A 19,829-nucleotide genomic window follows, 5' to 3' on the forward strand; every position below is an offset into this window, starting at 1 on the left:
TTCAATTGATGATTTTGAGGAATTTTAGATTGATGTTGACAGATTATCGTAATTGAAACGAAATAAGTTATTGTCAATTACCCTGGTTTTTCCTCTTATATGAAAAGAAACAGGGTTTGACAAAGAGACATCTTTTTAATGATGTATCTTTGTCATTTCCTATTCTCAAGCTCCGCCAAATACTTCAGAAATTTCATATATCTAAAGCAGCTGAAAGTTACTTTATGATTAGATCATTATTCCAAAAAAATTACATCATCCATCTGAAGGTTGTGATTAAGACCGTTAGTCGATTGTGAATACTATTCAGTTTTTATTTTTATTTGTAGGGAAGGGGTGTGGATATAACTTAGGTTAATCTCAGTTTGGTTCTTGATTTCCTCATAACGATCTAAAGATCATAAAATCCTTAAATTTAGTAAGTACAGTAAATGGGCTGGAACTGAATGTGTTGAGTTAAAAATGACCAAAGTGAAAAAAGAGAGGAAATGGAGCTTTAAAAAACCAATTTTGTTTCACCAGAAGTTCAATCTCAAATAGCAAACAAAAGTTAAACTCACTAATAAATATTTGCATCACTCCTGTGTCTTTTCCTACGATACAGAAAAGGAGTGAAGGAACGTGTACGCACAAACATTTTCAGGAACGGTATATGGAATAGACGGTCTACTAGTAACGGTAGAAGTAGATATTGCAAATGGTTTGCCCCAATTTGAAATAGTCGGCCTCGGCGGATCCGCCATAAAGGAAGCACGGGATCGCGTCCGAGCGGCACTGCGCAACAGCGGCTATGATTTTCCAATGCAAAGAATAACGGTCAATCTGGCCCCAGCAGATTTACGGAAGGAAGGATCGGGGTTTGACCTCTCCATTGCAATGGGTATCTTGCTCGCTTCCCAGCAAATCAAGCAACGCGAGGAGAAGATTTTATTTCTAGGGGAAATGGCATTGGACGGCACATTGCGTCCGGTTACAGGCGTATTGCCAATTCTTTTGCAGGCCAAAAAACAAGGCTATACCCATGTCATTCTTCCCGAAGCCAATCGTGAAGAAGCCTCGCTTGTCGATTTACACATCCTGCCTGCAGCATCGTTACATGACATTGTCCGGGTATGGAAGGAAGAAAAGCTCGTTGAATGCGTAGAAAGTAGTCAAATACGCGCACACAAAATCAGTCTGGCAGAGGTTGCAGGGGAAACGCCAAAGTCATACGATTTTTCACATGTATACGGACAAGCCCATGTGAAGCGAGGACTGGAGGTAGCTGCTGCCGGGTTTCATAACGTACTGTTGGTTGGGCCCCCAGGCTCCGGAAAGACAATGCTCGCCAATTGCCTTCCTACCATTATGCCGGAAATGAGCATGGAAGAGGCATATGAAGTCACAAAGATTTACAGTATTGCTGGTCATCTGACTCGGAGAAGCGGCCTGATCCAGGAACGGCCTTTTCGAGCGCCGCATCATACGGTTACACAGGCAGCGTTGGTCGGAGGAGGGAATCAAATCCCGCGTCCAGGAGAGTGCAGCCTTGCCCATGGAGGCATTCTGTTTCTGGATGAAATGCCCGAATTTTCGCGATACGTCCTGGAAGTATTGCGGCAGCCGATTGAATCCGGGCAGTTAACCATCGGGCGTTCCAAACAAGTTTTCACGTACCCCGCACGTTTCCTATTGGTCGGATCGATGAACCCTTGTCCGTGCGGGTACTTTGGGACTCGTGAGCAAAAAGAATGCTCCTGCACTCCGCAGCAGGTTCAAAAATACCGATCGCGCCTTTCCGGGCCATTGCTAGACCGTATCGACATCCATCTGGAGGTGCCAAGGGTCTCTGTAGAGGATATGGATCGGCGAATCGAGGAAGAATCGTCGAGCGCAATCAGGATGCGCATTGAGCAGGCAAAAACGATACAAGAAAAACGTTTTTCACATCGTCCCCATCATCCCTTTAACAGTGGCATGAACGGGCGGGATATTCGTTCGTATATCCGACTGGGAAAGGACGCTCGGGACATGCTCCGTTTAGCCTTCGAAAAGATGGGGCTAAGTGCGCGTGCTTATGATCGAATATTGAAAGTGGCTCGAACAGTGGCTGACTTGGAAAAGTCTGAACAGGTCGAAGCTTCTCATGTGGCAGAAGCGATACGCTACCGGGCTTTGGATCGTGAACTTTAGAATAGATGTAGATTTAAAGTAGTAACCAGAAAATTGCGTATGTAGTGCTATTTCGTTAGTCTATCTTAAACTCCATATGAATTCATTTTCTTTGTAAAAGCACCATTTTAAGGTGCTTTTTTGTTTATGAGAAAATATGTGAACAAAACTTCACAAATCTAACCCTGTAAATATTTGTCGAAATTAAGAGGCTTAATTCTATGAAGAAATGGGTGAATATTAATGTCGAACTATGTAAATAAATGACGTTTTTTAATTCTATGTTAAAAAATGGGTCGATAGTATTATGAAAATGTACTAATTATATTCCATAATGTGGGGGTAAAGGGAATGGCAGTATCTCGTAGTGAACGTAATGAAGACAGAAGAGATGCAAGATTAGACAAGGCAATAGCACAGGCGGCTCAGCAAGCAAAACTTCAAGCTGAAACAAAAAAAGCAAGTACATCAAAAACAAGTAGCACATCTCAAGTTGAAACAAACACATCAAAAACAACAACCACAAAATCTGTCGCAGTTGTAGATAAAGTTGAAATTAGTGATGCAGCTAGAAAAGCACTAGAACAGAGTAAGAAAACATCTAATAGTTCTACAAGTAGTAATAGCTCTGCAAGCAGCACAATAACAACAACAACTAGTACGAATAGTTCCAATATTACTAAGACAACTACGGAAGTATCACAACAAACGGATCATTCAAAGCTAAAGCTTATGCAAGTCGAGATAGGAGCAGGAGTTGGCGGTAGTAAAACACAGCCCAAACTTTCATCACCAATAGATGCAGCATTAGATACAAGCTGGATAAAAAAAGAAATCAATAAAAACGTTGAAAAAAATGATAAGGAAAAAACTAAAGTTACTACTGGGGGAGGAAATTCGACAGTAAATAAGCCAGTGACCACTAACTCAAGTAAGCCTAATGAAAAAACATTGCCTCAAGCAATGGGCGAAGCAGCTATTGGAGGACAAATAGGTGGATTGGGTACAAAAGTAGCAGAACAAGTTGGTAAAACAATTTTGGGCAATTCTCCAAGTGTACCCAAAGTGGGTACATATGGTAATTTAATAGCAACTTCAGTAGATGTTTCGTATAGTATTTCACAAAATCTTTCCCAAGGTAAGCCAGTAACCGGAACAGTTACCAAATCTATTCCCCAAGCAGTTACAGAAGCTGGAACCAGTATGGCAATGCAAGGAGCAGGTTATGCAGGAACAGCAGCATTGTTAACCGGAACGGGACTGAGTACAGGTGGAGTCGGTCTCGTTGCTGGAGGAGTCGCATATGCGACAAGTGTAGTAGATGCAAAATTGGGTATTTCCGGAAAAGTTGCTGATGCAGCTGAGCTAGAGAATAAACGCATTAAAGAAGTTGGGAAAGAGATCAAGGAATATATAGATCGTGATAAACAAACGGGATACGGAGACTTATCAAGTAAAGACAAAGGAAAAGTTGATAAGGCAATAGAAAATATTGCGAAGGAAAATCAAAAAATAAAAGAAGCGAAAGAAAAGTGGTTAGAAGCTGATAAAGCTAATGATATAGAGGGAAAAAAAGCAGCAGAGAAGGAGGCCAAAGAAGCTCGTGAAAGAGGAGGAACTCTTGGCAAGGAAGATAAAGTTGACAAAGTGAAAGAACTAAATGACAGGATTAGGGAAGCAAAAGAACGATGGAAAGATGCAGATAATATTAAGGATCCAGTCGAAAGACAAAAAGTAAAAGATAAAGCCCACGATGATGCGAATAGAGCTAGATCTCAAGGTGGAACGTTGTTATAATAGGTCATCACACATTTAGAATAGTAGTTACTAAATGAAATTTTTATCACTTATTGCTCTATTTATGAAAGGATTTGAAAAAATGCATCATAGACTTTCTATTTTGTTAAGTTCACTAATTATCGTATTTCTATTATTCGGGTGCGAAAGTAATGGTCTCACTTTTAAAAACTATGTAGACACCAAAAATAACTTTTCTATTAATTACCCAAATAATTGGTCAGTTAAGAGCGACGATAATGGTGTTCAATTCCTTTCTGCAAGGGAAAACATGCAAGACTTACCGTTGGAAAATATTTATATTCAAAAGGTTGAACTTCCATTTGAAGCAAACAAACCAATTGAGGAATACAAAGAAGAAATAGTAAAATCTATGGTTGAAAAATCACCTAACTTACAAATAGAAAGTACGAATAGCAGGAAAGTAAATATATATCCTGCGTTAGAAGTGGTAGTAAAAGGGAATGTGAACGGGCACGATTATAAGGTGAATACGATTTATATATTGAACAAAAAATCAGCCTATGTTTTAGGGGTATCTGTCCCTATGAGTAACGAAAAACAGTATTGGGATGTCTTTAATCAAATGCTTACTTCCTTTACAATAGTGGACTCAAAATAGGGATAGAAAAATCCTGTCGCGTATTGTGGACGGGATATTTCTTTATATTAGCGAGATCAAAAGAAACAGCATTATTTAATGGGGGCAACCAAGGATAGATCTTAATTCGAGTGAGATAACGAGGGTATTGCAAATAAGTAAACCAAAGAGCTCTTTTCTCTTGACGAGGAAGAGCTCTTTGGTTTTATTGGATATTAAACGTACTGAGTATTTGATCAAATTCTATTAATTCTTGAGGGTTTAATTTAGTTTTGTCAATGAAGAACTCAATGACAATAAAGTCTGACCCATTTTGAATCAATGCTGTTTTAACGAAGGCATCAGGCAATTCACATTCAACTACTTTTGCCTTTCTATCGGCATATGTTACATCGACTGGCTCCTTTGAAAACTCTCCATCAAGTTTTGATTTCTCAGCAATGTACTTTCCCATAAAAGTGTTCAAATCTGTATTTTCATCGGTTGTTACCTCAAGTTGTACCCCTTTATACCAATTGCTGTATCTTTGTTTGGTTCTTGTTTGATAGGATGGTCTCCAGTTACCATTTGTAATAATTTGATAAAAGCCAGTTTTTGTTGAAACATCAACATAACGTGGGCCACCAATACTCAAAGTGTTAGAATTCGGATCATATTTGGTAGATGAGTTTAGCCCAAAGGTTTCTAATATAGTATTAGCAGGAAGATAAATTTGATTGTTGTACTTAATTGGAGGAATATTGGGATGAAATCTAATGTCCTCACCATTCAGATTGAGCTTAAGTGTAGGATCTAAAAAAGCTTTGATCTCTTTCAGTGATGTCTGTGCAGAAACTCCAACTATACTACCACCCAAAAACGTTGAAGCTAGGAGTAAGGCGAGGGTAGACTTTTTCTTCAATATGTATCACTCCAAAATTTTAAAATAATCCTAAATATGAAAAAGTATAACATTAAGTATGATTTTTGTCGGCTCTATTGGCTTCAATCCCATTATATACCAGTATACTCAAGGGGCTAACCCTTTACGGTTGCGCCCTCACCGGATCGATGACCTCAGCAGCATCGAAAAGGGGCAGCAGCTTGTCTCTTTGCGTCTGCAGAGCGATCCCGTCGATATGGCGCCGGTCCATCATAAACGAATCTTGTTTGTACTTGCTGTATGGAGCAGGGCCAACTGAACAGAGTGCCGTGAATCCAGCTTTCACTAAATACCGATATTTGTCGCTATCTGTGTCGACACGGCTGCCGTACGGATAAATGTAGACTGGCGTGTGGCCAATCAAGGTTTCCACTTCCCGTTTCCATTGCTCGGTATCATCCATCAGACGTTTCAGGCTGACCTTTCGCGCATCCAGATGTCCGTATCCATGGGAAGCAAATGACCAGCCTGTTTCCTTCAGTCTGCGGACAACGGCCAATGCTTTTTCTTTTTCTGCCGCGTACTGCGGCGATCCAAGCAGATTGGTACGGTATCCGAGAATTCCTTGATAGCCCGTCAAAGCAATAGTCGCTTTTGCGCCCTGATGGGAAAAGTCAGGGTGCTGCTCGACAAATCGGTCCAATAGGGGAATGATCTCGTTCTCATAGGAAACGACCCCCTTTCCTTTACTGTCCACCGAATAGGTCGCCACATTGCCTTTCTGATCAAGGATCAGTTTAGAGACATTGCCATTGGCGAGCATGTAATCGTAATAATTCAGGTCATCGATCGAAATGACTAATGGCTTTTTCCCTTTCGGAAGAAGCAGTGTTTTGTTGACGACTTCTATTTTTTCGTTGTTGATCTTTTCTTCGAAGAGCGATTGGATGTCTACCAAGATATAATCGCGCTGGTACAGCGTCTCGATGATTTTGTTGAATTCCTTTGTCGTGACAAACCAATCGTTGTAGCCCTTGGCCATCCGGTCGCCGTCAAACGCGCGTTCCGGATAGGCGATCAGCGGATGAAAAAAGATGTGTTCTACCGCACCTTTATAAGGCACGAGCTCCTGTTGAACGTTCTCGGTCGCCCGATTCACGAGGAGCCTCGTCTCCTGTATATTTTGCCCGTGAACATGAGAAGCAACATTGCACAATGCCATGACAGCGATAAATCCCGTTACGACCATTTTCCGCATGATTATCCCCTTTTCGTCAAAACCTTCACACAGTTTGACGTAAAAGCGAAGCCGATCGTTTCTTACCAAATGGTCATGCACAGCCGGGAACAACATTTCCTATTCGATTAAGCCTTATAAAGAAGCAATGAAAATTGAGGGCATGTCGCGCAGAGACAACGCTTGATGAGGGAATCATTTTGCAAGAAACAAAATGAAAGAGGAGTTCACAGTCAAACAGAGGTATGCCATAAAGACAGCGGGTTGTTGGTGCACGAACGATTATTCCTCCGATGCTAAGCGCTGTTTTGCTAAGCTTCGCTTATGCATACAATCCTCCTTTCTGGAAAAAAATACAGAAAGTCATCGAAGCCAGAGGGAGATTGGTCAGCATGAGTAAGCAGTCCCAGCTATCCGAGCAATCTTTCACGGGAAATCTCCTTTCAAACCGAGACATGATCATGAACAGGATCGGTCACAACAGCGACGTCGTAGTACGTGACTTTTATTCAGATGCGATGGGAACGCAAGTGATGATTATCTATATTCATTGCTTGGTAGACAAAGGTACGATCAATAATCAAGTGATTCGAGCCTTACAACAAGGACAAGCACATACTCCACATCAATCGGCTGCTGCTGATCAGGGCACAAATCCAAAAGAACGTTTGCAGCAAATCATCCAGCTCGGAAGAATGAATGCAGTGCGCACGTTGGCAGAGTGTATCGATGAGATCCTATCCGGGCAAACCGCTTTGTTTACAGAGGGAATGGAGGAGGCAATCCTCCTTGGAACCTGTAGCTGGAAAACGCGCAGCATCGAGGAGCCGGTAACCGAATCGGTGGTAAGAGGTCCGCGCGAAGGGTTTGTTGAGGATTTAGAAACCAATGTGTCGTTGCTGCGAAGAAGAATTCGTAATCCCGATTTTTCCATGATTAATTATCATATTGGCAGACAAACAAGGCGAAACCTTGTCATTGTCTACTTAAGCAACATCACCAATCCGCTTCTGGTGAAAGAAGTGCAGCGCAGGATTGAGCTCATCGATATAGATGATGCACCTGAGTCAGGTTTTATTGAACAACTGATTGAAGATAACCCATGGTCCCCCTTTCCGCAAATTCAAAATACCGAGCGTATCGACAAAGTGATAGCCTCTCTTCTGGAAGGGCGCGTGGCCATTTTATTGGATGGGACACCGTTCGTACTGCTCGCCCCGGTAACTTTTCCCATGCTGCTGCAAGCGCCTGAGGATTACTATGATCGCTGGTTCGTTGGGTCTCTAATCCGCATGCTGCGTTATTTGCTGGTAATCGCTGGTTTATTCCTACCGTCGCTCTACATCGCACTTGTCTCTTATCATCAAGGGTTGATTCCCTCCAAACTGGCGATATCCATCACATCCAGCCGGGAAGGGGTGCCATTTCCTACGATCATTGAAGCGCTGTTGATGGAGATCACCATCGAAGTGCTGCGCGAAGCAGGGATTCGCCTCCCAAAACCAATCGGTCAGGCGGTTGGCATCGTGGGTGGTTTGGTAATCGGGCAATCAGCGGTACAAGCAGGGATAGTGAGCCCTATCATGGTGATTATTGTCTCTTTCACGGCGATTTCTTCATTCGCGATTCCCAGTTACAGCGTAGCGATTGCGATTCGTATCCTTCGCTTTACGATGATGGTGGCGGCGTCTGTACTTGGGCTATACGGAATGGTTTTGGCGCTGCTGTTGATCTGCAGCCATGTGGTCAAGCTGAAAAGTTTTGGTGTGAACTATATGGGTGCGTTTGTCCATAGCAAATCGAGCGATTGGAAGGACACCTTTCTACGACTTCCGATTTTCATGATGAAAAGGCGACCTCATTTTTTAAGGGCCAAAAATCAGAAAAGGCAATCCTAGCAGTAGTTACCCCAAGATTAGGGAAGTGGTTGGTATTGGAGAATCATTTTTCTGAGAAATTTACAACGGCGCAAGTAGCGTCGGGAGTTGCATCCACGATCTTTGGAGCAGGAATCGTTACGCTTCCGCGGTCGGCGGGTGAAGCAATTGGTACACCGGATGTGTGGATGAGCCTTCTCTTTGGAGGAACCATCTGCATAGCTCTGGGAATCGTTTGTGCGAAGCTCTGCCAGCGCTATCCCGGCCTTACCTTCTACGATTACAGTTCGCAAGTAACCGGGAAGCTGATCGGGAGCGTGCTTACTATCTGTTTTGTCATCTACTGCCTCCTGGTTGCAACCTATGAACTGCGGATGAATGCGGAAGTGGTGAGACATTATTTGCTGCAAAGGACACCCATCGAATTTACCACTTTCTGTTTTATGCTGATCAGCGTGTACCTCGTCTTAGGCGGGCTCAATCCCATTGTAAGGTTATTGGAGCTACTGCTTCCCGTAACCACAATCGTCCTGTTTGTGGTTATGCTTCTCGGATACCGGAATTTTGAACTGGAGAATCTTCGGCCCTTGCTGAGTGAGGGGATAAGTCCGGTTTTAAAAGGGCTCCATTCGACTGCCACACCTTTTATCGGCTTTGAAACGATTTTATTTTTTACCGCTTTTATGCGTACTTCTCGAGATGCAAGCAAGGCAGTCGTTGTAGGAATTGCCATCCCGATCATGATCTACTTATGCACGTTATTAATCGTCATCGGCACCTTGTCTGTCCAAGCGGTCAAAACATTAACATGGCCCACCATTGAAGTGATTCGAAGCATTGAATTCCCGGGCGCTTTTTTCACCAATTTTGAGATTCTGTTTATCACGGTATGGGTCATTGAAATGTTTACGACGTTTGTCGTTTTTTATTTTCTCGCCAGCTTAGGGATGAATCAGTTGTTTCGTACCCCTATCAAGTATTTTCACTATGGTTTTTTTCCGGTGGTTTATTTTCTTTCTTTCTATCCCAGCAACTTGGATGAAGCCTTTCAATTGGGTGATATCGTTGGCTATTTGGCGATGGTGTTTGCCGGAGCCATCCCGTTGATTCTCCTCATCATTTCCTATCTAAAGGACGGATCGCGTGTTGAAAAATAAGTGGATGGTTGTTCTTGTTTGTCTTCAGCTGCTCTTTCTCACCGGATGTTGGGATCGTAGAGAGATCGAGGACATGGGGATGGTGGTGGGGCTCGCCATTGATAAAGGGAAGAAAAAAGGCGAGATCATCCTGACTAACCAATTTGTGAATACCATTGAGGGGACAAAAGAAGAACCTGGGGTCAGTAATTACTACAACATCAAAACAACCGGTGGTGCCATGATGGAAACGGTAAAGAATGTTTCCAATCTGACGGACAACTCCCCGTATTACACCCATCTCAAAGTGATCGTGATTGGCGAAGAAGTGGCTGCTACCACCAATTTGATGGAAATCACCAACTGGTTTTTACGCCACCATGAGTTGAGACGAACCATTCAGATTATCATTGCCAAAGGCAAAGCCGAGAAAATACTAACATCAAAACTGGAAAAAAGGACGATACCCGCAGTGGAATTGTGGGGCATGACGCAGAATATCCGAGAAACCAAAAAAATGCCGCGATTCGTCACACTTGGGGAGATGGGCATAAAAATGACAGATGAAATGAGCTTTCTTGTCCAGTCGGTGGTTCCTCTCCAACAGGGGCTAAAAATGGCAGGTGCTGCAGTCATTAGCGGCAAAGAAAGAAAACTGATCGGCTGGCTTACTGATGAGGAAATGAACTGGGCGAACTTTCTTGTCAATCAGCGAAAAGGAAAGGAAGGCGGAGTTATCAAGGTCCTTGATGAAAAAACGAAAAAACCGATTGTGTACAACAACCAAAACATAAAACGAAAAATCGTCGTTTCCAGGAAAAATGGAGACCTCTCTTTTCTGGTGAAAGTCTACACGGAAGGATACTTACTGGAAGATTGGTCGTTAACAGAGAATTCATTTGAAAATAACTATATACGGACCGTTGAAAAACAACTGACAGCCGAGCTTAAGAAGCAAACAACCAGCGTACTAAACAAAATGCAGAAAAAGTTGAAAGCAGACGTATTCGGTTTTCGCACACAGCTTCGGATTGACGATTATCCTACCTGGAAAAAGCTAAAAACGAATTGGGACACGGAGTTCAGCAAAATTCCAATCGAAGTTCAAGCAGAAGTAAAGATTCTTGAATTCGGCGGTAAAGGAAACAAGCTGCCGAAGAGATAGGAGCATGGGAGGGAAGCCAGTTGGAGCTAAGGCAGGATGAGAAAATCACAACCTCTCAAGCGGTCATTGGGATAGCGACTTTCGTACTCGGCTCGGAAATCGTCATTCTCCCAAGAGTTGCAAGCGATGCGATCGGAACGCCTGATGCGTGGATCAGCATATTTCTTGGTGGGGTGATCAGCACTTGCCTTGGAGTCGTATGCGCAAAATTAAGCCTTCGTTTTCCAACAAGCAATTATTACGAAATCAGCCCCAAGCTCGTGGGAAAACCAATCGGATTTTTGGTCAATCTCATCTACATCTTTTCGCTCATGATGACTGGCGCTTATCAGGTTCGTATTCAGGCGGAGGTAGTCAGGCATTATTTATTGGACGATACCCCAATTGCATTTACGGCTATTTGTTTTTTAGCGGTGAGCACCTATTTGGTATTAGGGGGAATGAACCCCATGTTTCGTTTATTTGAACTGCTATTCCCGCTTTCGACTTTCGTGTTTTTCCTTGTCATGGTTCTCTGTTTGCAAGATTTTCAGATCGAGAATTTTCGCCCTGTTCTGAGTGAAGGAGTACTGCCTGTCCTGTTGGGGTTGAAAGCGGCATCTCTTCCTTTATATGGGTTTGAAATCATATTGTTTTTTACCCCGATCATGAATGAACCGAAAAAAGCGGTGAAAGCTGTGGTTGCCAGCAATTCGATTACCATATTGGTCTACGTGACCGTTCTTGTCATCGTGATTGGGAATCTATCATCGGAAGTGGTGAGAACGTTAACCTGGCCAACCATTGAAGTCATACGCAGTATTGAAATCCCTGGCGCATTCTTTTCGAATTTTGAACTGTTTTTTATTGTGATATGGGTGATCGAGATGTATACAACCCTTGTTGTTTCCCACTATTTTTCCAGCTTGGGCATTAGCCAACTGTTTTCGATCAAGATCAAGTACTGCTATTTTATTGTCATCCCTTTGATCTATTGGGTCGCCTTTTATCCAAAAAATATCAATGGCGTGTTTTCGCTTGGGGACATCAATGGGTATATCGCCATTTTTATCTCGGGCATTGTACCGGTGCTGCTGTTGCTTATCGCAAAATTGAAAAGCTGGAGAGGGCAAAATGTCTGATAACGGAAGTAAAAGTAGGAGAAAGCAAAATCAACTTTTTCATCTATATGAAATGGAGCCTCCACCCGATCGGTGAAGGCTGTTGGTTACTCAACGGAATTCTTCATAGAAGCACGCTCTCCCGGAGGAGAAAACATTTGATTTTGCTCCCGAGCAATGGCAGAAGACGACTCGGGCGAGGTCTTCTGTACAGCTTCAGCTGCTTGATTCACAGTCATTGCCGCGGGGGTTTTTCGCTCATCCTGTTTTGCCATGAACTGGTCACCTCCTCAACACATATAATTTGCACATCTCTATGTAAGAGTATCCGCCTGGAAATGGATTCAGGAGCGGAGCTGGACACGCAAAAAAAAACCCATAACCAAAGGTCATGGGCAAATAACGGTTTAGGGATAGTAATTCGTAAAACGAATATACTCATTCTAATCGAATTCGATTGAAGAGTCATTAGGCTGTCTCAGGTTCTTGAGGAAAAAAAAGAAAGACAACCATCTTCATTATTGGCCGCCTTTCATCCCCAAGGACAACATAACTAGAAATTGTTGTCTATTATTGTATTCGGTAATTTACAAAAAAAGTGTAATAGCCAAATGTTGGATGTAAGTCTTAACGTCTATGCCGAAACATCCACACCGCCAGTACGAATAAGACGGCCGCGATTGCGATCAACCACCATTTTCCTTTTTGTTTTTGCGGCTGCTCGATTTGATGCACTGATTCTTCTGGTTGCTTGCTTTGCTGGCGCAAGTAGAGCGGAATTTGGGAAGAAACAATGGCGACCACTCCCGTGAATATCCAAAAAAGCATCGTTTTTTTTGCGCGATTATTTTCCACGGTAAACCTCGACCTCCCCTTTTCCTCAGTATTCCCAACTTTGTCTTCATAACAAAGGAAAGAGGAGTGGAGATAATCCGTGCAGGGAGCAGTCTTGGGATTGAGTAAGTGCTGTTAGAAGGAGGAGGAAATCTGTTCTCGTTCTATTTTTCTTAATCCCTTGAATACCAAGCGATACGACAATTCAATCATGCCCAAAATTTCGCCATCTGGCACGCTTCCATCCAATGTAACGGTATTCCAGTGCCTTTTATTCAGATGGTATCCAGGTGTAACAGCAGGGTATTGCTTCCGGTATAATTCCGCCAGCTCCGGTTCACATTTCAGACTCAGCTGTAATGAGCCTTCTCGTTCTGCTAACAGCGCAAACATTTTCTCGCCTACTTTAAACACATGAATATCTGCTCCAAATGGAAAGTCTTCCCTGCTTCCTTTTTTCTCTAGACAAGTCTGACGAATTCCTTGAAAATCCATGACTAATCCTCCCGACTTTTTAGCACTGATCGCGATATTTTCTTCCTTCCATCATAGGAGTAGCCACTTTTGAAATACAACTCATTTTTTTGCGTTTGGGAACAATAGCTGCAGGAGGTGAAGAACATGTCTCTCGGGAATGAAGATAAGAGCAAAAGGCCGGAAATGGGGTATGACGGAAGCAATATGCATGGATATTCGCTTTCCAAAAAAACAAATAGCTTAAGCAAATATGCAGGGAATGGCACCGTGGAACCGGAAAAGCAAGGCGAAAAAGTAAATGAACTAGGATAGGGAACCTTGTGTAGGGACAGGCAACTTTTGGGGAATTAGGCTGCCCTCTGCCAGATAGCGGGAGAGGGCGCTGTTGCTTAAGAATGAGTGAGTTCGGCTTTATCGCGCAAGACGGAGGAACGCAAAGTAAGTAGATCATTTTCATCCAGTCCAACATATTTACCCTCATTGTTCATTTTGGTAATTACAAACGGACCTTTGATCATCCCTTGGGAAAAGTGCGTATTCAAGGGGAGATCCTTCTCGTTGCTATTTTGATTGGCATACAGGATCAGTCCGTTTCCAAGCTGAAGACATTCCAAAGGACCGCCAACCAACTCCTGCAGCTGATCTTTCTGCATTGCCGTTTCCATTATTTTCAGTGGCTCTCCTGGATATGCGATCAACATTTTTGGCATGGGTGGGATCCCTCCGTTTTGATTATGCGGAACCGTATAGGTGATAATGTATCCATTGGTGTTCTTCCTTAACGAACGATCAAGATTTCCTTTTGTAACTTCTTAGGTTATCCGCCATAATGAGGATAGCAGCGCATACATACGAGGGAGGTTTTAGACATGATTGTAACGACGACCAGTACCCTTCAGGGGAAAGAGATTGATACCTATTTGGGAATCGTTTCCGGAGAGGTAATCCTGGGTGCCAACGTGGTTCGTGATTTTCTGGCAGGTATTACGGATATTATCGGAGGACGAAGCGGGGCTTACGAAAGCAAGCTGGCTGAGGGCCGAGATCTAGCGATTGAAGAAATGAAAAATAAAGCCGTCCGCTTAGGGGCAGATGCGGTGATCGGTGTTGATCTAGACTTTGAAACCCTCCGTGAAGGCATGATGATCTGTGTGGCTACAGGGACTGCGGTAAAATTGAAAGCATAAATGGGAGGAACCTGTGCATGGGCGTAAAGGAAGTACTCGCTGCATTAGCGGATAAAATCAATGGGAATCCAGAGGGAATTGGCAGCCTTCGCGGTGTGTTTCAGTTTGATCTGAGTGGGGATGATGGGGGCATTTATCAGGTTGCCTTTACAGAGAAGGCTGTCTCCTATGGAGAAGGTGCAGCGGATGAGCCGATATGTACACTGACGCTGTCGGACGCAAATTTCTTAAAGCTGGTTAGCGGTGACTTGAATCCGACGACAGCTTTTATGATGGGGAAACTCAAAGTAAAAGGCGATCTCGGTCTTGCTTTAAAATTGCATGGCGTTTTGCAAAAATATCAATAATACAGATAACAGCGGCAAGTTTTTACTGCCGCTGTTTATTTCCCGAAGCTACTCACAGCATTTAACGATTGGCTGATTGGCGATATACTTTTTCAAGTGAAAGGAAAGCTCCCGCGGATAGTCTAGTACTTCCGAAAGATGAATGATTTTGTCCATCGATTGATCCCTCCGTTCCCTCATAATCCAAGTATATAGGAAATTGAAAAAAATGGAAAAGGAAAAATAGACAAAAAAAACTCGGTCCAAATGAGACCGAGAAAAAGAAATACGAACGTCTATTATTGTATCGGAATTTTAATTAACTTTATTAAATGATTTCTTAACAAATGATACATACCTGTATGGGAATCTCGATAGAAGACAGGCTGAAAACTCTTCCCCGCAGATGAGTAAAAGTGAGGAGGAACACTCATAATGCCTCTCATGCAAAAGTACGTAGCACTGATGATTGGATGCTTGCTGTTGACTTCATGTGCAACAGCATCCCAGCATAGCCGATTTGATCGTAACCTCGAAGAAATTGATCGCGTCTCCGTCCTTTCATTGGATGGGCAAGAAATAGAGCTTCCCTTGGCCATTTTTTTGGGAGAATTAAAAAGGCAAGGGCTCCATCTTGAGCCATCCGATGAGGAATTTCATCGCGATGAAATGATGTATACATTGCTCGTCCACCGAAGAAGTGAATCGCCACTTGTGATTCAAGTCGGAAAAAATGCGTCCCAATTTGGAAATACCACTTATATAGGGGAAGGCGCCAAAAATTTTTATCGATGGATCCGCAAACTTACGGCCGAATCGCTTTTTTCCTCCAGACTGCAGGAGGGTGAAATCCGTGCTGAAGATCTCAATCGGGAAAGAATGCTTGAATTCCAGCAACGAAATGAGCTCGAACCACTTTTACAAAGGGCTGTATACCATGCAAGCGAGGAATCACGAGTCTATCCGTTATATCCCGACTATCGTCTGAAGCTTCATTACGAAGACCGAATCACGGAGGTTCGTATCCTGACGCCAACGTTGGCTGCAGTCAATTTTGGCAGCGATATTTTTTACTATGAAATGCCAAAAACCGTGCATGACCGAGTGGCGGAGTGGCTATCCCCGCAAATACTTACAGGTTTCCAAATGGAATTGTTGTTCCAATCGAACCTTTGGGAAATCATACGAGAAGGGGACCTCCACCATGCTGTCATTTGGGATATGGAGAAAACTCCTGACAAGAAAACCTACACCCATCAGATGGTCCGGGTATTCCTGGACGGGATTCCACTTGCAGTGAAGCCAACACAACCAGGTGCAGAACGATTTCGCTTTTATGTGAGCAGCGGGGAAAAAAAGCAAACAATTATCGTCTATGATCATCATTTTGTTTTGTATGATCACGTTTATCAGCTGCACGACATAGGAAAAACCATAGAAAGCTTGCTCAAATGAGCAGAAAATGAACGAAATTGGGTTCATGAGCATAGGAACTTTTGGTGAGGCTAAAGGAGAGTATCGGGAATGACTACCACTTTTCCGATTTTTGTCGTAGAATAGTAAACGTTGCACGATAGTTTCGGCAGGATTTGCAAATTCTAACGAGAATAAATCTTGTTGGGCTAATGACTGCCTATCTTTTTTACTGCCATAGGAGGATGGAGAATGAACATTCACGAGTATCAAGGCAAAGAGATACTTAAGCAGTATGGGGTAAAGGTGCCAGAAGGACGCGTTGCGTTTACCGTTGATGAAGCGGTAGCTGCAGCGAAAGAGCTGGGTACCCCTGTTGTCGTAGTAAAAGCGCAAATTCACGCGGGTGGCCGTGGTAAAGCGGGCGGCGTGAAAGTGGCAAAAAATCAAGACGAGGTTCGTACATACGCGGAGCAAATCCTCGGCAAGGTATTGGTAACTCACCAAACCGGACCTGAAGGAAAAGAAGTGAAGCGCCTGTTGATCGAACAAGGATGCGATATCAAGAAGGAATACTACGTAGGTCTCGTTGTGGACCGCTCTACTGGACGCGTCGTCATGATGGCTTCCGAAGAGGGTGGTACCGAGATTGAAGAAGTAGCTGAACATAGCCCGGAAAAAATCGTCAAAGAAGTAATCGATCCGGTTGTTGGCTTGACTGGCTTCCAAGCTCGTCGCATTGCGTTTGCAATCAACATTCCAAAAGAATTGGTAAACAAGGCTGTTGGGTTCATGCAAGGCCTGTACCAAGCTTTTATCGACAAAGACGCTTCCATCGCGGAAATCAACCCATTGGTTGTTACCGGTGACGGGGAAGTTATGGCGCTTGATGCCAAGTTGAACTTCGACAGCAACGCGCTGTATCGTCATCCTGAAATCCTGGCTCTCCGCGATTTGGATGAAGAAGATGAAAAAGAAATCGAAGCTTCCAAGTTCGATCTTTCCTATATCGCTCTTGATGGGAACATCGGTTGCATGGTAAACGGTGCTGGTCTGGCTATGGCTACCATGGATATCGTGAAGTTCTACGGCGGAGATCCTGCGAACTTCCTCGATGTTGGCGGCGGTGCAACGGAAGAAAAAGTTACCGAGGCTTTCAAAATCATTTTGAAAGATCCAAAAGTAAAAGGGATCTTCGTGAACATCTTCGGCGGTATCATGAAATGCGACATTATCGCAAACGGTGTTGTCGCTGCAGCTAAACAAGTACAGCTGGATCGCCCGCTGGTTGTTCGTCTGGAAGGAACCAACGTTGAACTCGGTAAGAAAATCCTGAACGAATCCGGTCTCAATATCGTTGCTGCTGAATCGATGGCTGACGGTGCAGAGAAAATCGTTTCGCTCGTGAAATAAACCCGTTTGATTAAAGCGACACGGAAAAAAGGTGGGGTAAAACGCGATGAGTATTCTTGTAAATAAAAATACAAAAGTCATTACGCAAGGGATCACTGGTAAAACGGCTCTGTTCCATACTCGCCAAGCGGTTGAATACGGAACGCAAATTGTTGGGGGGACTTCTCCTGGCAAAGGCGGAACAGAAGTAGACGGTATTCCTGTATTTAACACCGTAGCGGAAGCAGTAGCAAAAACAGGAGCAAATGCTTCTGTGATCTACGTACCGCCTGCAGGTGCTGCGGAAGCCATCATGGAAGCGGTAGATGCTGAACTTGACCTGGTGATTTGTATCACAGAGGGCATTCCGGTTCTCGACATGGTGAAAGTGAAACGCTACATGGAAGGCAAAAAGACTCTGCTTGTAGGGCCTAACTGCCCGGGCGTAATCACTCCAGGCGAGTGCAAAATCGGGATCATGCCAGGCTACATCCATACTCCAGGTAAAGTGGGTATCGTTTCCCGCTCTGGTACATTGACTTATGAAGCGGTACATCAAACATCCACTCGCGGTATCGGCCAGTCCTCCGCAGTAGGGATCGGTGGGGACCCGGTTAAAGGTCTGGAGTTCATCGATGTTCTCCGTCTCTTCAACGAAGACCCAGATACAGAAGCGGTTATCATGATCGGTGAGATCGGTGGTACTGCGGAAGAGGAAGCGGCTGAATGGGTAGCTGCCAACATGAAAAAACCAGTGATTGGCTTCATTGGCGGTCAAACTGCACCTCCAGGAAAACGCATGGGCCACGCAGGTGCCATCATTTCCGGCGGTAAAGGAACAGCTGCTGAAAAAATCAAGAAAATGGAAGAGTGCGGCATTCGTGTTGCGAAAACTCCAGCCGTTATCGGTGAAACACTGGTAGAGGTACTGAAAGAAAAAGGAATGCTGGAAAAAGTGATCACAGCTCCTGTGAAGTAATAACTGAAAAAAAGGAAGAGGGTGTCCCAAGGGCGCTCTCTTCTTTTTTGTTTCCCCCCACTTACTGTTTATATAATAGAAGAAAAAGGACAGAGGTGGAAAAAATGGGGAAGTGGAGTGGGCTGGAGGAGCGGGATTGGTTGTATTCGCTCAGTAAAATCCCGGGATTAGGGAGAAAAAGCATCATTATGCTATATGAACAGCGGAAGAGCTTTTCCGCCATTTCCGAGCTTTGTCGAAACAGCGATCTTCAGGAGTTTCCCTTTTCCGATAAAATACGACAGCTGGTAGGTAAGCACTTGACACCGGAGCAAGTGGAGAAGGATAAAGTCGAAAGAAGCAATGGGTCCGTCTCGTTCATCACCATCCTTGATCGAGAGTATCCTGAATGGCTGCGGCAGATTCCCGATCCGCCATTGATCTTGTATTATCGTGGGAACCTGGCGTACTTGCATCAACCGATCATTGCAATCGTCGGTTCTCGAAAACCGACTGTCTATGGAAAGGACACGTGTGCAGCCATCAGCAAACAGCTCGCAGAAGCCGGAATGGTCATCGCTTCGGGGATGGCTTATGGGGTCGATGCGGAAGCTCATCGCACAGCTTTGCGCATGGGTGCCCCTACGATCGGCGTATTGGGTTGTGGCATCGATCAGATTTATCCGTCAATGCATCGGACACTTTACCAGGAGGTCGAGGAGAAAGGGCTGCTTCTTTCTGAGTATCCTCCCGGAGCGCCACCGGTTCCCGGTTATTTTCCGGAGCGGAATCGCATTATTAGCGGGCTTTCATTAGGCGTGGTTGTCGTGGAAGCTGCGGTGAAGAGCGGATCGTTGATTACGGCCCAGTTTGCGCTGGAGCAAGGTCGGGAAGTATTCGCGGTGCCGGGCCCGGTCTTTTCACAGCTAAGTGCAGGTCCGCATAACTTGATCAAAGAAGGAGCAAAGCTAGTAACAGGGTGGCAGGATATTTATGAAGAGATTGCACATATGATCCCGGGTGCCGCTCAAGATCCGGTGTCTGAGGAAGCTCCTGTATCGCTTTCTCCGAGCGAAAGCGCCTTGCTGGAACGGATTGGATATGATCCGATTCTTTGGGACGAACTATTTGCGTCTCTTGAATCATCCATGCGTAGGACAATAGACGTGGATCTGATTCAATTGGAAGGAAAAGGATACATCGCCAGCATGCCAGGAGGCTTCTACACGCGTCGTAAGTAGGGTTTGCGAATACGTCGTGTTTGACAAATGGAAAAGCATCATCAATAATAGGGGAGATTATTACCTCAAGGGGGA

Annotated in this window: 20 protein-coding genes; 14 read left to right on the forward strand and 6 right to left on the reverse strand. The window is 44.1% G+C overall.

Translation table 11 applies throughout. The annotated features are described in order from the left end of the window. Positions 1-621 precede the first annotated feature (621 nt). From EIZ37_RS18020 to EIZ37_RS18030, 3 genes are all read left to right on the forward strand, one after another. Positions 622-2,172 (forward strand): YifB family Mg chelatase-like AAA ATPase, encoded by a 1,551-nt coding sequence (locus EIZ37_RS18020; RefSeq protein ID WP_134686168.1) that lies wholly within the window; start codon positions 622-624, stop codon positions 2,170-2,172. A gap of 330 nt (positions 2,173-2,502) precedes the next feature. Next, a complete protein-coding gene (locus tag EIZ37_RS18025; RefSeq protein WP_134686169.1) occupies positions 2,503-3,948 on the forward strand; it encodes a hypothetical protein in 1,446 nt (481 codons plus the stop codon). 34 nt (positions 3,949-3,982) lie between these two features. Next, positions 3,983-4,570, forward strand: coding sequence for a PsbP-related protein (locus EIZ37_RS18030; RefSeq protein ID WP_134686170.1), 588 nt, complete (start codon positions 3,983-3,985; stop codon positions 4,568-4,570). 184 nt (positions 4,571-4,754) lie between these two features. Here EIZ37_RS18030 and EIZ37_RS18035 read toward each other — a convergent pair whose 3' ends face one another. Together EIZ37_RS18035 and EIZ37_RS18040 are read right to left on the reverse strand one after the other, a co-directional pair. Beyond that, positions 4,755-5,450 carry a hypothetical protein gene (locus EIZ37_RS18035; RefSeq protein WP_134686171.1) on the reverse strand — a complete coding sequence of 232 codons (696 nt, stop codon included), beginning with the start codon at positions 5,448-5,450 and terminating at the stop codon, positions 4,755-4,757. Between the two features lie 124 nt (positions 5,451-5,574). Then, entirely contained in the window at positions 5,575-6,669 is a 1,095-nt protein-coding gene (locus tag EIZ37_RS18040; RefSeq protein ID WP_235828095.1) for a polysaccharide deacetylase family protein, read from the reverse strand. Positions 6,670-7,040: 371 nt separating this feature from the next. Here EIZ37_RS18040 and EIZ37_RS18045 point away from each other — a divergent pair, with 371 nt between their 5' ends. From EIZ37_RS18045 to EIZ37_RS18060, 4 genes are read left to right on the forward strand one after another with little or no spacing between them, the layout of a single operon-like run. Next, positions 7,041-8,546, forward strand: coding sequence for a spore germination protein (locus EIZ37_RS18045; protein ID WP_134686173.1), 1,506 nt, complete (start codon positions 7,041-7,043; stop codon positions 8,544-8,546). A gap of 35 nt (positions 8,547-8,581) precedes the next feature. Further along, on the forward strand, positions 8,582-9,682 hold the full coding sequence (locus EIZ37_RS18050; protein WP_167568977.1) for a GerAB/ArcD/ProY family transporter: 1,101 nt from the start codon (positions 8,582-8,584) through the stop codon (positions 9,680-9,682). Continuing rightward, positions 9,669-10,826 (forward strand): Ger(x)C family spore germination protein, encoded by a 1,158-nt coding sequence (locus EIZ37_RS18055; protein WP_134686175.1) that lies wholly within the window; start codon positions 9,669-9,671, stop codon positions 10,824-10,826. Before EIZ37_RS18050 ends, EIZ37_RS18055 begins: the two co-directional genes overlap by 14 nt. A gap of 20 nt (positions 10,827-10,846) precedes the next feature. After that, on the forward strand, positions 10,847-11,947 hold the full coding sequence (locus EIZ37_RS18060; RefSeq protein WP_167568979.1) for a GerAB/ArcD/ProY family transporter: 1,101 nt from the start codon (positions 10,847-10,849) through the stop codon (positions 11,945-11,947). A gap of 86 nt (positions 11,948-12,033) precedes the next feature. Here EIZ37_RS18060 and EIZ37_RS26060 read toward each other — a convergent pair whose 3' ends face one another. The 3 genes from EIZ37_RS26060 to EIZ37_RS18070 form a co-directional block, all read right to left on the reverse strand. Further along, a complete protein-coding gene (locus EIZ37_RS26060; protein ID WP_167568982.1) occupies positions 12,034-12,201 on the reverse strand; it encodes a hypothetical protein in 168 nt (55 codons plus the stop codon). 352 nt (positions 12,202-12,553) lie between these two features. Beyond that, positions 12,554-12,781: a hypothetical protein gene (locus EIZ37_RS18065; RefSeq protein WP_134686177.1), complete on the reverse strand. Its 228-nt coding sequence runs from the start codon at positions 12,779-12,781 to the stop codon at positions 12,554-12,556. Between the two features lie 114 nt (positions 12,782-12,895). Beyond that, complete coding sequence (locus EIZ37_RS18070; RefSeq protein WP_134686178.1) at positions 12,896-13,255, reverse strand: MmcQ/YjbR family DNA-binding protein; 360 nt, start codon at positions 13,253-13,255, stop codon at positions 12,896-12,898. Between the two features lie 126 nt (positions 13,256-13,381). On the opposite strand from EIZ37_RS18070, the gene EIZ37_RS26065 reads away from it, so the two are divergent. After that, positions 13,382-13,549 (forward strand): hypothetical protein, encoded by a 168-nt coding sequence (locus EIZ37_RS26065; RefSeq protein WP_167568985.1) that lies wholly within the window; start codon positions 13,382-13,384, stop codon positions 13,547-13,549. 77 nt (positions 13,550-13,626) lie between these two features. Here the strand turns inward: EIZ37_RS26065 and EIZ37_RS18075 are convergent, their stop codons facing one another. Continuing rightward, positions 13,627-13,947 (reverse strand): DUF3846 domain-containing protein, encoded by a 321-nt coding sequence (locus EIZ37_RS18075; protein ID WP_134686179.1) that lies wholly within the window; start codon positions 13,945-13,947, stop codon positions 13,627-13,629. A gap of 159 nt (positions 13,948-14,106) precedes the next feature. Between EIZ37_RS18075 and EIZ37_RS18080 the strand changes: the two genes are divergently transcribed. The 6 genes from EIZ37_RS18080 to dprA all read left to right on the forward strand — a co-directional run bounded on the left by EIZ37_RS18080 (position 14,107) and on the right by dprA (position 19,754). Beyond that, entirely contained in the window at positions 14,107-14,424 is a 318-nt protein-coding gene (locus EIZ37_RS18080; protein WP_134686180.1) for a YbjQ family protein, read from the forward strand. Positions 14,425-14,441: 17 nt separating this feature from the next. Further along, positions 14,442-14,771 carry an SCP2 sterol-binding domain-containing protein gene (locus EIZ37_RS18085; RefSeq protein ID WP_134686181.1) on the forward strand — a complete coding sequence of 110 codons (330 nt, stop codon included), beginning with the start codon at positions 14,442-14,444 and terminating at the stop codon, positions 14,769-14,771. Positions 14,772-15,185: 414 nt separating this feature from the next. Further along, positions 15,186-16,205, forward strand: coding sequence for a hypothetical protein (locus EIZ37_RS18090; protein WP_134686182.1), 1,020 nt, complete (start codon positions 15,186-15,188; stop codon positions 16,203-16,205). A gap of 210 nt (positions 16,206-16,415) precedes the next feature. Beyond that, the gene (gene sucC, locus EIZ37_RS18095; protein ID WP_134686183.1) at positions 16,416-17,576 is read left to right on the forward strand and encodes an ADP-forming succinate--CoA ligase subunit beta; all 1,161 of its coding nucleotides are present in this window, start codon (positions 16,416-16,418) and stop codon (positions 17,574-17,576) included. A 46-nt stretch (positions 17,577-17,622) separates the two neighbouring features. Then, entirely contained in the window at positions 17,623-18,534 is a 912-nt protein-coding gene (gene sucD, locus EIZ37_RS18100) for a succinate--CoA ligase subunit alpha (RefSeq protein ID WP_134686184.1), read from the forward strand. A 104-nt stretch (positions 18,535-18,638) separates the two neighbouring features. After that, positions 18,639-19,754 carry a DNA-processing protein DprA gene (dprA, locus tag EIZ37_RS18105; RefSeq protein WP_134686185.1) on the forward strand — a complete coding sequence of 372 codons (1,116 nt, stop codon included), beginning with the start codon at positions 18,639-18,641 and terminating at the stop codon, positions 19,752-19,754. The last annotated feature ends 75 nt before the right edge of the window (positions 19,755-19,829 follow it).

The sequence above is a fragment of the Brevibacillus migulae genome (assembly GCF_004521915.1).
GTDB lineage: Bacteria > Bacillota > Bacilli > Brevibacillales > Brevibacillaceae > Brevibacillus_F > Brevibacillus_F migulae.

What these genes read in the sequence shown, in the direction of transcription:
- EIZ37_RS18025 (WP_134686169.1), top strand. Translation starts at nt 2,503, where the DNA reads ATGGCAGTATCTCGTAGTGAACGTAATGAAGACAGAAGAGATGCAAGA.
- EIZ37_RS18030 (WP_134686170.1), top strand. Translation starts at nt 3,983, where the DNA reads ATGAAATTTTTATCACTTATTGCTCTATTTATGAAAGGATTTGAAAAA.
- EIZ37_RS18040 (WP_235828095.1), bottom strand. Translation starts at nt 6,669, where the DNA reads ATGCGGAAAATGGTCGTAACGGGATTTATCGCTGTCATGGCATTGTGC.
- EIZ37_RS18045 (WP_134686173.1), top strand. Translation starts at nt 7,041, where the DNA reads ATGAGTAAGCAGTCCCAGCTATCCGAGCAATCTTTCACGGGAAATCTC.
- EIZ37_RS26060 (WP_167568982.1), bottom strand. Translation starts at nt 12,201, where the DNA reads ATGGCAAAACAGGATGAGCGAAAAACCCCCGCGGCAATGACTGTGAAT.
- EIZ37_RS18070 (WP_134686178.1), bottom strand. Translation starts at nt 13,255, where the DNA reads ATGGATTTTCAAGGAATTCGTCAGACTTGTCTAGAGAAAAAAGGAAGC.
- EIZ37_RS26065 (WP_167568985.1), top strand. Translation starts at nt 13,382, where the DNA reads ATGTCTCTCGGGAATGAAGATAAGAGCAAAAGGCCGGAAATGGGGTAT.
- EIZ37_RS18075 (WP_134686179.1), bottom strand. Translation starts at nt 13,947, where the DNA reads ATGCCAAAAATGTTGATCGCATATCCAGGAGAGCCACTGAAAATAATG.
- EIZ37_RS18080 (WP_134686180.1), top strand. Translation starts at nt 14,107, where the DNA reads ATGATTGTAACGACGACCAGTACCCTTCAGGGGAAAGAGATTGATACC.
- EIZ37_RS18085 (WP_134686181.1), top strand. Translation starts at nt 14,442, where the DNA reads ATGGGCGTAAAGGAAGTACTCGCTGCATTAGCGGATAAAATCAATGGG.
- EIZ37_RS18090 (WP_134686182.1), top strand. Translation starts at nt 15,186, where the DNA reads ATGCCTCTCATGCAAAAGTACGTAGCACTGATGATTGGATGCTTGCTG.
- sucC (WP_134686183.1), top strand. Translation starts at nt 16,416, where the DNA reads ATGAACATTCACGAGTATCAAGGCAAAGAGATACTTAAGCAGTATGGG.
- sucD (WP_134686184.1), top strand. Translation starts at nt 17,623, where the DNA reads ATGAGTATTCTTGTAAATAAAAATACAAAAGTCATTACGCAAGGGATC.
- dprA (WP_134686185.1), top strand. Translation starts at nt 18,639, where the DNA reads ATGGGGAAGTGGAGTGGGCTGGAGGAGCGGGATTGGTTGTATTCGCTC.